We start from the raw sequence: 12,710 nt of genomic DNA, 5'->3' as shown, positions 1-12,710 counted from the left end.
CGTGTGTCGGTTCGGAGCCGGGACGAGTGTATGCTCCTCTCGACAAGGTTACTTGCCGATCGCCTGCAGGTATTCTTGCTGCGCCTCCTGGAGCGCCTGCGGGATCGCTTCGCTCTTGAACACGACCTTCTGCACGCCGTTCTGGATCGCGCCCTGCAGCTGGCCCCAGTGCGTGGTCTGAGGCAGCGGCTGGGCGTACGTCAGCTCGGTCTTGAACACGTCGATGAAGGGCGTGGCCTTCACCTCCGGCGCCTCAAAGACGGCCCGGCGCGGCGTGATGCTGCCGGTGTTCACGAAACGAACCACGCCGCGGCTCGCGATGTAGTCGATAAGGCTCCAGGCGGCGAATTGCTCGGCCGCGGAGGCGGTCTTGTTGACGCAGAAGTCGAACGAGTACTTCGGCGAACCGCCCGGCTTCCCCGTAATGCTCGGCAGCTGCGAGACGTAGACGTTGCCCTTTAGGTCGGGATTGAGGCGAACCGCGAAGCTCACGGCATTCGCGCCGCCGTACGACATCACGTCCAACCCGTCGGCGAAGTCCTGGTAGGGCGACGTCTGCACGTCCTTTGTGATCGTCGGCGCGACGGCGGTATCTTTGAAGATCTGCATCGCTTTCACGGCCGCGGCGGACGTCAGCAGCGGGCTGCCGTCCCGGTCCAGCACGCGGGCGCCCTGCGATTCGACCGACGCGACGAACAGCATCGCGTACCACTGAGGCCCGGCGGTGTAGCGGACGCCGAACCCGCGCTGGACCAGCTGGCCGCCGGCATCATACTTGGTCAGCCGCTTCTGCAGGGCCGCGACCTGCGCCCACGTATGAGGGATGTCCTCGGGGATCTTGAGGCCGGCGGCCGTGAACTTCGCCTTATTGACGAGCAGGCTCCAGGACGGGGCGGAGACCGGGAGGCAGTAGACCGCGCCGCCGCGACTCTGGGCGTCGAGCGCGTGCGGCAGATACAGATCGTTGATCTGCCGCATGGTCTCCTTGCCGAACGCCGCCGGGATCGCCGGGGCCATGTACGGCACAAACCCCTCGATCCAGGGCTCGAAGACGGCGAACACGGCCGGCCCGCCGCCGGTCGGCAGCTGCGTCGAGAGCTTCTGGAATCCCGGACCGAGCGGTGTCTGCGCCGCCTGGACGGTGACGTTCGGGTGCAGCTTCTGCCATTCGGCGATCAGTTGTTCTTCGATGTGGAACCCCGGCGCTTCGTCGCTGCCGAACATCGTGAGCGTGATGTTGCCGCTCGGAAAGCCGGCCGGCGCCGAATTCGCGGCCATGCCGCCCGCCAGCAGCGAAGCGGAAACCGCGACCGCCGCCAGAACCGCCACTCGTACGACCAACCATTTCCGCATGCCGACACCCCCGTGTGCTGTTGTCACAGACCGAGCAATCCCGCGAGATTCCTGACCAGAACTTTCGATTCGACGTCCCGGGGGAGGCCCGCGGCGCGCACGGCGTCCACGGGGCGCTCGTCCCCCATGTTGAACGGGTAGTCGCTGCCGATCACGACGTGATCCTCGCCCATGCGGTCCAGCAGGAACCGCAGGGACAGCGCGTTGTGCGTCAGGCTGTCGCAGTAGAGGTTCACGAGGTACTCGCTCGGACGGCGGGCCAGCCGCTCGTGCACCTCGCGCCGCGCCGCCCAGCCGTGGTCGAGCCGCCCGACCTGGTACGGCAGGTATCCTCCGCCGTGCGCCAGGATGACGCGGAGCTTCGGAAACTGCTCGAAGACACCGCCCATGATGAGGTGCGACGCCGCGAGCGCCGTCTCAAGCGGGAAACCGGCGAGGTTCCACAGGGCGTAGTCGTGGAACCGCCGCATATCGCCCCAGTTCTGCGGATGCAGAAACAGCGGCACGCCGAGCCGCTCCGCCGCCGCGTACACCGGCCGCAGACCGGGATGGTCGAGGTCGCGGCCGTTGATGTGGGTGCAGATCTCGGCGCCGCGCAGTCCCAATTCCGTAACCGCGCGGTCGAGCTCCGACGCGGCCCGATCGGGGTCCTGCATCGGCAGCGTGGCCAACCCGGCGAAGCGGTCCGGATGCGAGCGCACCAATTCCGCCATGCCGTCGTTCTGCATCGCCGCGATGCGCGCGCCGGCCGCCGGCGGCGCCCAGTAGTAGAACTCCTCGGGCGACGGGCCGAGGGCGGCGGCGTCCAGTCCGCGGCGGTCGAGCGCCTCGAGGATCAGCCCCTCGTCGTACAGGTGCCGCGGCAGCGTCGTGCCCGGCTCGAGGACGACGTCCGGCGGCGCATGATACACCATCCGGTCGGCGCCGCCGTCGCGGGCGAGCTCCACGATATCGGCGAACGTCCCGCGCCGCACCGAGTCGACGAACCTCGGCGGCACGACGTGGAAGTGGACGTCGATCGAGCGCACGGCGCTAGTCGAGCACCAGCCCGTCCGGACGCTCGCCCTGGATGAGCGCGACGATCTGCCGGGCCGTCGCCTTGGTGAGCTCGCTGCGCGCGTGCCAGGTGGCCCCGCCGTTGTGCGGCGCCAGAATGACGCTGTCCATCGTGAAGAACTCCGGGCTCGGCGCCATCTCCGGCGACCGCGGCGGCTCGTGCCAGAAGACGTCAAGGCCGGCGCCGGCGATCGTCTTGTTCTGCAGCGCGCGGACGAGCGCCGGTTCGTCGACGAGCCGGCCCCGCGCGGTGTTGATGAAGTACGCGGTGGGCTTCATCAGCCCGAATTCCCGTTCCCCGATGATCATGTGGTTGTCGGGATTGTAATCGACCTCGAGGCAGAAGAAATCGCTGCGCCGCAGCAGTTCGTCCTTACTCGCGACCCAGGTGAGCCCCATCTCCCGCTCCTGGTCGGGACTGAGCCGGGTGCGCTTATTGTAGAGGAGGCTGCACCGGAACGGCCGCAGACGCGGGACCATCTTCTTGGCCACGATGCCGAGGCCGAAGAGCCCGACCGTCTTCCCGATTACGCCCGGCCCCATGAGCGCCATCGTGTGCTCCTGCAGCGAACGGCCGGACCGCGTGTAGCGGTCCGCGTCAACCATCCGGTAGGCCAGGCCGAGCAGCATCGCGATCGTCAGATCGGCGGTCGCGTCGGCGATGTGGTCGTACACGGGCTCCCACGGGTACTGGAAGATCACCGGGATCCCGAGCTGCCGCGCCGTGTCGAGGTCGACGGAGTTGCCCTGCGGCAACCGCCGGTGCACAAGGGCGACGCCTTTGAGCTTCGGGTTCGCCTTGAGAATCTCAGCCGTGATGTTGTTTCCACCCATCACCAACAGGTAGTCGGAGCGCGCGGCTTCGACGATCCATTCCTCTTGACTCATGTTGCGGTCGACGCGAGGAAACACCCTGACGTCGGCGACCTCCCGCAGAATCTCGAGCCCCGGCTCCGGAATCGGCTGGCTGACGAACACCCTCGGCTTCACACCGCACCTCCGCGATGAAATGACTGCTCCGGCGTCGAACCACGCACCCCACGATGAGCGCCGGTGACCGCGTACCCCCCAGCCTGGCGCTCGGCGCGGCGGGCTTCTGCACGAGCATCTCCTGGCAGGCCGTCGTCCCGGTTCTGCCCCTCTATCTGGCCCAGCTCGGCTACAGCACTGCCGCGATCGGCGTCGTCGCCGGACTGTTCAGCGTGACGATGGCGGTAACGGAGCTCCAGGCCGGCAGGTTCGCGGCCGCCTTCGGCCGGCGGCGCGTGCTGCTCAACGGCTACGTGGCCAACGCCGTCTGCCTCGGCCTCGTCGCGGCGGCTCACGGACGGCCGTTCGTCGCGGGTTCCCTGTCGGCGGCCGGCGCGGCGCGCGGCGTCATCGTCCCGCCGCTTCACGCGACCGTCGCCCATTCCGCCGGCCCCGCCACGCGCGGCCGCGCGTTCGGACTCTTCTGGCTGTGGACGTCGTTCGCAGCGCTGAGCGGCCCCGCGATGGGCGGCCTGCTGGCGGCGCGTTACGGATACCGGGCGGCATTCGCGCTGGCCGCCCTCTTCAGCCTCGTCGGTCTGTTGATCATGCGCCTGTTCACACGCCCCGCGCCCGGGGACGGCCCCGCGGCCGGCCGACTCACCGGCCGGGCCGCCTCCGCCGGCGGCCTGCGGACGCTGCTCTCCGACCCGTCGGTCGCGCTCCTCGGGCTCAGCATCCTGCTGTGCTACAGCCTCTCCGGCATCTGGGCCACGTTTCTGCCCCTGTACGCGGCGCACCGCGGCCTGCGGGTGCAGACGATCGGTTTGATCTTCGCGCTGCAGGGCGGCATGTATGCGCTCATGCAGTGGCCGACCGGCCGGTTGATCCGCCCCGAACGCGGCCGCTGGATGGTTGCCGCGGGCATCGGCTGCATCGCGGCCGTCGAGCTCGCCGTTCCCTTCGCGCGCGCGGCGTCCGTACTCGTGGCCGCGGGCATGCTGTACGGGATCGCGATCGGCCTCATGCCCGTGACCTTTTCGACCCTCGTCACATGGCGCGTGCCGCCCGACCGTTACACCGGTGCGATGAGCGTCTACAATGCCGCGATCGACTTCGGGTTGTTCGCCGGTCCGCTGCTCGGAGCCGCGGTGGCGCGGGTCGACGTCGCGGCGCCGTTTGCGCTCGCGCTGCCGCTCGGGCTCGCCGCGGTGGTCCTGAGCCTGCGAACCGAGCACGGGTCGCCCGGCGCCGGCTAGCCCGCTACTCGCCATTCCGTCCGGCCGCCGCCCCCGCCCGTCCGGCCGCGCCAGGCCGCGCCCCGGACTTCGACAGCGCGATCAGGGCGAGAAACTCGAAGACGACCGTGGCCGCGAGCAGCGCCGTGATCGCGGTCGGGTCGTGGGCCGGCAGGACTTCCACCACGTCGAACCCGGCGAAGGGCAGACCGGTGATGTGGCGCAGGATCTGCAGCCCAAAGGCACTGGTCGGCCCGCCGGCCTCCGGCGTGCCGGTGCCCGGCGCGAACGCTGGGTCGAAAAAGTCGATGTCGAAGCTGAGAAACGCGGGTCCCGCACCGACCCGCCGCCGGATCGCCGCGGCGACCTCGGCCGGGGACATCGTGAGCAGATCGGGCGCGAGCAGCGTCTCGAAGCCGAGCCGCCGGTTGTCGTCGAGATCGCCCGGCGCGTACTCGCTGCCGCGCAGCCCCACCTGAATCGAGCGCGCGGTATCGAGGAGCCCCTCCTCGCATGCGCGGCGGAAGCCCGTCCCGTGCGTGTAGCGCACCCCCCAGTAGTTGTCCCAGGTGTCGGTGTGGGAGTCGAACTGAACGAGCGCGAGCGGCCCGTCGCGCTTGGCCAGCGCCCGCAGTTCGCCCAGCGTGACGGAGTGGTCGCCGCCGAGCCCGATCGGCAGCACGCCGGCCGCGGCGCACCGGGCCCACTCCTGCTCGATGTTCGCATAGGTGCGCGCCACGTCGCCGGGCACGACCATCACGTCCCCGCAGTCTACGACGCGCAGCGTCTCGACCGCGTTGATCTTGTGAAACTGGTTGGACGGCCGCAGCAGCACCGAGATGTCGCGGATCGCGGACGGGCCGAACCGCGCGCCGGTGCGGAAGCTCGCCGCGGTATCGAATGGAATGCCCATGATGGCGACGTCCGCGCCAGCCTCCGCCGCGTTCGCCGCGTACGGGAGCCGCATGAAGGTGCGGATCCCGGAGAACCGCGGGCTCTGGGTCGCGCTCGGAATTTCGGTCGACTGCATGGCCGGCACCTGGGCCTCGCGAGACGTCAATCCTTGAGGCCGGAGAGCGCGATCCCTCGAATGAAGGCGCGCTGGAAGAAAAAGAACAGCAGCACCATCGGCACCATGGCGATCGTCGAGATGGCCATGACCGAGTTGTACGTCGTGACGTACTGCGATTCGAAGCGCTCGAGGCCGATCGGAATCGTCCGCAGGGCGTCGTCCGTGACGATGAGGTACGGCCAGACGAAGGCGTCCCACGTTTCCCGCCACGTCAGGATAGCGAGCGTCAGCACGGCCGGCCAGCAGAGCGGTACGACGATGCGGAAATACGTGCGGAGCTCGCCGGCGCCGTCGATCCGCGCCGCTTCGACGAGCGAGTCCGGCAGGCTCAGCATGTACTGGCGCATTAGAAAGACGCCGAAGGCGTCCGCCGCCACCGGGACGATCAAGCCCTGATAAGAGTTGAGCCAGCCGAGGTCCTTCGCGATGATGAACGTCGGCACCATCAGGACCTCGATCGGCAGCATCAGGGTGCTGAGGATCGCGATGAACAGCGCGCGCTGACCGAAGTACCGGTACTTCGCGAGGCTGTATCCGGCCATGCCGGCCAGCAGGACGTTCAACACCGTCACGGACAGCGACACGATGAAGCTGTTGGCGAAGTAGCGCGCGAACGGAAACTGGTTCCACGCGTCCGGATAGTTGGACCACTCGGGCGGGTGCGGCAGCCACTGCACCGGCAGGGCGAAGACTTGGTTCAGCGGCTTCAGCGACGTCGAGACCATCCAGACGATCGGCGCCAGCTGCACGAGGCCCCAGCCGGCAACCAGGAACACGCCAACCCACGTGAGCAGGTCGCGGCGCCTATCCGCGGGCATCGTCGCGGAAGATCCGCAGCTGCAGCAGGGTGAACACCATGGTGCCGAAGAGCAGAAACATCGAAGCGGCGCTGGCAAGCCCCATCTTGAAGTACTGGAACCCGGTCTGGTAGATGAACAGCGACAGCACCCGCGTCGCGCTGCCGGGTCCGCCGCCCGTCATGATGAGCACGTTCGTGAACACCTTGGACATGAAGATAATCGAGAGAATGACCACGAGCAGGACCGTCGGCCGCAGCAGCGGCAGCGTCACGTACCGGAACGCGTCGACGCCGGCCGCCCCGTCGATCGACGCCGCTTCGTAGTACTCGTTCGGAATGTTCTGCAGCCCGGCGAGATAGATGATCATGAAGTACGGCACGAAACGCCACAAGGCCGAGAGAATGAGCGCCGGCATGGCCGCCCGGCGGTCGGCGAGCCACCCGAGCGGCGGCAACCCCAAGCCGTGGAGTGCCGCGTTCGCGAGGCCGTACGGATGGAACATGAACAGCCAGATGATCGCGTAGACGACCACCGGCACGATCGCCGGCAGGAAGTAGAGGGTTCGCAGAAAGTTCCGGCCGGGCAGCGGCGCGTTGAAGATCACCGCCGCGGCGAGCGACAGGAACCAGATGAACACGCTGGTGCCGAAGACAAAGTAGACTGTGACCGCGATCGATTGGTGAAACAGCGGGTCGCCGAGCAGATCCGTGTAGTTGCGCAGCCCGATGAATCGCGGCGGGCTGAGCAGATCGTAGTTGGTGAGGCTCAGATAGAGCGCCTGGATCATCGGGATGAATTTGAAAACGACCAGCAGCAGAAACATCGGCGCGAGGAACAGATAGCCCCACGCCTGATGCCGGGCCTCCGCGGAGCGAAGCCATGCAAGCGACCAACCGCGGGCGGAGCCGGACGCTGCGCCGGCCCGAGATGCCGCGGTCGTTCCCGCGCCCAGCGAGCCCACGTCCTTACGTCAGCTTCAACAGCCGCGCCAGGTTGCGGCCGAGCACGTTCGCTTCCGCCCCCGTTCCAAGGCGGCACGCGCGCACGGTCTCGACCGGCGTCTCGTCCCCCATGTCGAAGGGGTAGTCCGTACCGATCACCACGTGGTCGTCGCCGAGCCGCTCGACGAGGAACCGTAGCGACGTTGTGTTGTGCGTGAGGGTGTCGCAGTAGATACCGCCGAGGTACGCGCTCGGCGGCTTCGGCAGCCGGTCGTGGAGTTCGGCGCGCACCTTGTACCCGTGGTCGAGGCGGCCGATCTGGTACGGGAAGTACCCGCCGCCGTGCGCCAGCACGACCTTGAGGCCGGGGTTGCGCTCGAACACCCCGCCCGCGACGAGCCGCGCCGCGGCCAGTCCCGTCTCGAAGGGAAAGCCGACCAGGTTCCAGAGGTGGTAGTCCTTGATGCGCCGCATCTCGCCCCAGTTCTGCGGATGCAGGAAGATCGGGACATTGTGGCGCGCCGCGGCGGCGAAAACCTGCTCGAACGCCGGATCGTCGAGATCCCGTCCGTTGATGTGCGTGCAGATCTCGAACGCGCGCAGGCCGAGACGGGTCACGGCGCGTTCCAGCTCGCGCACCGCCCGCTCGCCGTCCTGCATCGGCAGCGAGCCCATCGGGATCATCCGGTCCGGGTGCGAGCGCGCCAGTCCCGCGATGCCGTCGTTGGTGACCTGGGCGATCCGCTCGGCGGTTTCCGCGTCGGCCCAGTAGTAGAATTGCCCCGGCGACGGCCCGACCGCGGCGGCATCCAGGCCGCGCCGGTCCAGGCCCCGGAGCATGAGGCCCGGATCCGTGCACTCCGCCTCGACCGCTCCGCCGGGTTCGAGTACCACGCCCGCCGGCGGATGGTACACCATGTGCTCCTCCCCGCCGCGGCGCTCCATCTCCACCCAGCGGCGGAACGTGCCCCGCCGGACCTCGTCATAGAACTCCGACGGGACGACGTGAAAGTGGACGTCGATCGTTTCGGGCGCACTCACCGCGTCGCCCGACTGTACTCTTCCGCGGCCTGATCGAGGGCCTGCTTCGAATCGGCGCCGCTCAGGATCACGCGCTCCACCAGGCGCTTGAGCGCGGCTTGCAGCTCAGGGTAATTGGTGCTCCTCGCGACCGGCCGCCCGAGCGAGAGATCGTGGTTGAACACGTTCAGGAACGGAGTCTTCTGGGCCTCGGGAGTCTTGTACCAGCCTTCCGCGCCCTGCAGGAAGCCGATCCGCGTCCACCACAGCGTGGGCTGAGTGCTGAAGTAGTGGATGATGTCCCACGCCACGCGCTTCTGCGCCGCCGACGCGCGCGCGTTCACTGTCCAGTTGAAGGAGTAGAGCAGCGTCACCGGGCGGGCTGGGTTGAGCTGCGGCAGCGGGACGACGGTCATGTTGCCCTTCATCTTCGGGTTGACCTGTTCGAACACCGGCCCGCCGTTCGGCCCGGCAAACGTCATTGCGTCCTGCTCTACCGCGAAGTCCTGATACGGGGACGAGCAGGTGTTTTGGGTAACCTGGGGCGCCACGACGAGACTCTTCCACGTGTTGAGCGCCTCGAGGCCCGCCGGGCCGTTGAACGCCGGTTTGCCGTCCTGCAGGACCTGACCGCCGGCCTGATACACCAGGGCCTGGAAGAGCTGCGCTTCCCAGTGCCCGTCGTCGCAGACGTAGCGAAACTCAAAGCCCTTCTGCGTGATCCGGTCGCCCTGCTTTTTCGTGAGGACCTTGTCGAGCCGCGCGACGTCAGCCCACGTCTTGGGCGCGTCTTTCACCGGGTCGAGACCGGCCGCTCGGAACAGCCGGTTGTTGATCCACAGACTGTGGGCGTTCATTTGATCCGGCACCGCGTACAGGGTGTGGCCGGCCATGAAGCCGTCCAGGACGTGCGGCAGGTAGAGCGTGAGCACGCCGTCCACCGTCGGCTTCCCCCAGGCGGCCGGGGGCAGCGGCTCGAGCGCCCCCGCCTTGATATACTTGGGCAGCACAGAGTCAGGCGCTTCGAAAATCACAGCCGCCGTGCCGGCGGCAACGGCCGCCGCGACCGTCAGCGATTTCACGTCCGTCTCGAACTGAATTTTGACGTTCGGGTGCATCTTCTCGTAGTTCGCGATCAGTTCCAGCAGCAGATGCGACTTCGTGCCGTCGCCGCCGTCCCACTCGGTGATCGTCACCGGTCCGGTCGGCAGCACCCAGCCGGCCGCGGCGGTGGCCGCGGGCACACCGGCCCCGCGGAACCCCGCTCCTAAACAGACCGCCAGGACCGCGCTCACTGCGATTGCAAGACGGGCGCGACGCATCATCGGTCTCCCCCTCCTCATCAGTCGTTGCGTCGGAGCTCCAGCACGCTCAAACCCTCGTAGCGGTCGATCGCGTACACGAATCCCCGGCGATCGACGAAGATGTCGTTGGTCTGCGCCGCCGGGCGGCCGCGTCCGGGAGGCGGGACGTAGGCCGCGAGCTCGCGCGGGCGGTACGGGTTGGAGATGTCCACCGCGCGGACCCCGCCGCTGAACCAGGCGAGGAACACGACATTGTCCTCTCGGATGTCCTCCCACGGCTGGTGCGCGCCGAAGCGCTGCCCCGGCACCACGAGCCCGTCCGGCGCCGCCTGGTACGTCGCGACCGGCACGGGGCGCGTCTCCTCGGTGATGTCGAGCACCCACATGAACGCCGGCGGATCCTCGAGCACATCGTCGGTCACGTCCTCGTCGGTCACGACGGCAAACCGGCGGCTGCCGATGCGGTGCGGCACCGGCAGAAACGTGTGCGTCGGATTGGTGTACGGCGGGTCCCACGCAACGGCGCCCACGGTGCGCGGCCGGCCGAGATCGGAGATGTCGACGATCATCACCCCGGCGTGGCCGCACGCCACGTACGCGCGGTCGCCGCGGGCCAGCGCGAGATGCACCCAGTGGTCGATCGGCAGCGGTTGCGGCGCCGCCGCCTCCTCCTGGCCGGCAAACGACCACCGGCCGGCGACCTGCGGGCGCGCCGGATCGGCGAGATCGACGATCAGCAGGATATTGGAGCGGAACCCCGGCCATTCGGTTGAAAGAAACGCGTGGCGCCCCTGGAGGTCGAACCGGTGAACGCCGCGGCCCGCCGTCCGGAAGAACGCGATCTCGCGCGGCCGGCTCCGGTCCGCGATATCGAAAACCTTGAACCCGACCTCGGGCCTGACCGAGCGGTCGTTTTCAGGGTAGCGCTCGTAGTTCACGACCATCACGTCGCCGGCGACCCGTACTTTGTGCGAGTGAATGTCGCCGGGGACGTTCAACTGGGCGACGAGCCGAGGATGCGCGGGATCGGCGACGTCGAGAATCGACGTACCGTACGGCGGCGCCATGTGGCCGACATACGCGTAGTCGCCGTCGACCGTGATCTGCCCTCCGCCCGGGAGCGCGAGATGCCCTACCGGCTCGAACCTCGCTGCGACCTGCCGGGCGCTTGGCAACATCTCACCGACCGCGGAGGGATTATTGTCTCAGCATGCGCGGGCACGGCCGTAGATTCAAGGGGTGCGGTGCACTACCTGTACGCTCCGATCTGTGCGCCGCGCACAGGACGGCAGAAAGCGGGCGTGGACGGGGTCAGCGAGGCTCTGAGGCCAGCAGGTGTTCGATTTCCTTGATCACCGCGAGGTCCCGGCGCACCGTCGGGTCGCCCAAAGACCGGCAGAGCAGCGTCTGGACTCGCTCCAGGCGACCGCGCATCGTGTTGCGGTGGATCCCGAGCGCCGACGCCGCCGCCTCCTTGTTGAAACCGGCGTCGACGAGCGCCCACAGCGTCTCGCGCAGCACACGGCCCATCGGGCCCGCGAGCGCCGGCCCGAGTGTCCTGGCGTACATCGCCTGCAAGGAGGCCGTGTCGGAAATCTGGGCGAGGAGATGCGCGAGCGTCAGGTCCTCGAAGAACAGCACGCCGTCGGCGTCCTTGGCCAGAGCGAGCGCGCGGTCGGCCTCCCAGTACCCTTTGGAAACGCCGGACAGCCCCGCGTGCGCCGTCCCGAAGGTCACCAGCGCCGGCGGCACCCCGCCCGCCTCCGCCAGCGACTCATGCACCACGCGGCCGAACCGGCGCAGCCGCTCAGGCTCGTCCGGCATGCGGCCGACCGGCAGGAGACACACGACGCGGTTGAGCGAGTAGGTGACGAGCGTCGGCAGCCGCTTCTGGCCCAGCAGCCGGCGGACGATCTGGGCGGCGCGCTCGCGGCGGTAGTACTCGTCGCCGCTGGTCAGCGGCCATTTGCGGCCGCGCGCGGCCCGGTTCACGAGCGACACCATCATGACCACATAATCGCCGTCCGGGTCGAAACCGAGGAGCCTCGACCGTTCGATCAGGTCCTCTTCCGGCACGTCTCCGCGGATCAGCGCATCGACGACGGTGTGACCGATGCGCGCCTCCACGGCGGCCTGCGAGCGCTGGCGCAGGATGTGCAGCGCCGCGACCATCGAACCGTGCTCCGCCACGCGGAGCTCGAGGTCGCCGAGCGGCGCGTCGCCTTCGAGGATTCTCAAGTACCCGAGGAGCTCGGTCCCGGCCCGGATCGCGCACGCCGCCCCGCCGTCGAGGCGCACCGCCCCGTCGGCGTGCCGCAGCCGTTCGTATACCGCGCGCGCCTCGGCGGGAACGTCGGCCCGCGGCGATTTCACCGCGGCGGGCGAGTCCGCCGGCAGGCGGTCCGCCCGGGCGAGGGGCCGGGACTCGGCGTCCTCGATGGCGACGGATCGGCGCGTCAGCTCACAGACAGTGCGGGCGATGTCGTTCAGGTCTTTCGCCTCCACGGCCGCGGCCGTGATCTGCCGGTGATACCGGTCGGCGCGCTCGATCATCTCGTACTGCCGGCGGACCAGCTCGCGGCCGACCGCTTCCGTCACGTCGGCGAACCGCAGCTTCCGCGGCGCGACCAGCACGGGCAGCTCGAGCCGGCCGGCCTCGTCCACGACGCTCGCGGGGATCTCGCCGAGGAACGGTCCGGGATCGAAGAGAATCGCCGCCAGCCGCTTGGCGTTCAGCGCGCGGATCGTCCGGCGGCTCGTCTGCTCGATCTCGGGCCACCCGTACCCTGTGGTCAGCAGCAGCTCCCCGCCCTGGATCCACCGCACGATCTCGGGGTTGTCGATGATGTGGCACCAGCGGATCTGCCGGTCGAGCCCGGCGCCGCCGGCCACCACCTTCACGTCCTGCAGCGCCTCGAGCCGCAGCGCCTCTTTGACCGTCAGCATGCCGGCGCCGT

General features: G+C 68.7%; 11 protein-coding genes. 1 reads left to right on the top strand and 10 read right to left on the bottom strand.

Features of this window, described 5'->3' with window-relative positions:
* Window positions 1-48 precede the first annotated feature (48 nt).
* The 3 genes from VFL28_16435 to VFL28_16425 are packed head-to-tail and all read right to left on the bottom strand — an operon-like array spanning window position 49 to window position 3,399.
* Window positions 49-1,353: an extracellular solute-binding protein gene (locus VFL28_16435; GenBank protein HET7266254.1), complete on the bottom strand. Its 1,305-nt coding sequence runs from the start codon at window positions 1,351-1,353 to the stop codon at window positions 49-51.
* Window positions 1,354-1,376: 23 nt separating this feature from the next.
* Window positions 1,377-2,381, bottom strand: a complete 1,005-nt coding sequence (locus VFL28_16430; GenBank protein ID HET7266253.1) for an amidohydrolase family protein — start codon at window positions 2,379-2,381, stop codon at window positions 1,377-1,379.
* Window positions 2,382-2,385: 4 nt separating this feature from the next.
* Window positions 2,386-3,399 (bottom strand): NAD(P)-dependent oxidoreductase, encoded by a 1,014-nt coding sequence (locus VFL28_16425; GenBank protein ID HET7266252.1) that lies wholly within the window; start codon window positions 3,397-3,399, stop codon window positions 2,386-2,388.
* Window positions 3,400-3,452: 53 nt separating this feature from the next.
* Here VFL28_16425 and VFL28_16420 point away from each other — a divergent pair, with 53 nt between their 5' ends.
* Window positions 3,453-4,637, top strand: coding sequence for an MFS transporter (locus VFL28_16420; protein ID HET7266251.1), 1,185 nt, complete (start codon window positions 3,453-3,455; stop codon window positions 4,635-4,637).
* A 4-nt stretch (window positions 4,638-4,641) separates the two neighbouring features.
* Here VFL28_16420 and speB read toward each other — a convergent pair whose 3' ends face one another.
* The 7 genes from speB to VFL28_16385 all read right to left on the bottom strand — a co-directional run bounded on the left by speB (window position 4,642) and on the right by VFL28_16385 (window position 12,699).
* Window positions 4,642-5,646, bottom strand: coding sequence for an agmatinase (gene speB, locus VFL28_16415; protein HET7266250.1), 1,005 nt, complete (start codon window positions 5,644-5,646; stop codon window positions 4,642-4,644).
* Between the two features lie 26 nt (window positions 5,647-5,672).
* Window positions 5,673-6,506, bottom strand: a complete 834-nt coding sequence (locus VFL28_16410; protein HET7266249.1) for a carbohydrate ABC transporter permease — start codon at window positions 6,504-6,506, stop codon at window positions 5,673-5,675.
* Complete coding sequence (locus VFL28_16405; protein HET7266248.1) at window positions 6,493-7,449, bottom strand: sugar ABC transporter permease; 957 nt, start codon at window positions 7,447-7,449, stop codon at window positions 6,493-6,495. Before VFL28_16405 ends, VFL28_16410 begins: the two co-directional genes overlap by 14 nt.
* 4 nt (window positions 7,450-7,453) lie before the next feature.
* Window positions 7,454-8,470 carry an amidohydrolase family protein gene (locus VFL28_16400; protein ID HET7266247.1) on the bottom strand — a complete coding sequence of 339 codons (1,017 nt, stop codon included), beginning with the start codon at window positions 8,468-8,470 and terminating at the stop codon, window positions 7,454-7,456.
* Window positions 8,467-9,774 carry an extracellular solute-binding protein gene (locus VFL28_16395; GenBank protein HET7266246.1) on the bottom strand — a complete coding sequence of 436 codons (1,308 nt, stop codon included), beginning with the start codon at window positions 9,772-9,774 and terminating at the stop codon, window positions 8,467-8,469. Before VFL28_16395 ends, VFL28_16400 begins: the two co-directional genes overlap by 4 nt.
* 17 nt (window positions 9,775-9,791) lie before the next feature.
* Complete coding sequence (locus VFL28_16390) at window positions 9,792-10,931, bottom strand: hypothetical protein (GenBank protein ID HET7266245.1); 1,140 nt, start codon at window positions 10,929-10,931, stop codon at window positions 9,792-9,794.
* 133 nt (window positions 10,932-11,064) lie between these two features.
* On the bottom strand, window positions 11,065-12,699 hold the full coding sequence (locus VFL28_16385; GenBank protein ID HET7266244.1) for a PucR family transcriptional regulator ligand-binding domain-containing protein: 1,635 nt from the start codon (window positions 12,697-12,699) through the stop codon (window positions 11,065-11,067).
* Between the last annotated feature and the right edge of the window lie 11 nt (window positions 12,700-12,710).

This window comes from bacterium, assembly GCA_035691305.1.
In the GTDB taxonomy this organism is placed as follows: Bacteria; Sysuimicrobiota; Sysuimicrobiia; order Sysuimicrobiales; family Segetimicrobiaceae; genus DASSJF01.
This window is presented reverse-complemented; position numbering and strand designations above follow the sequence as displayed.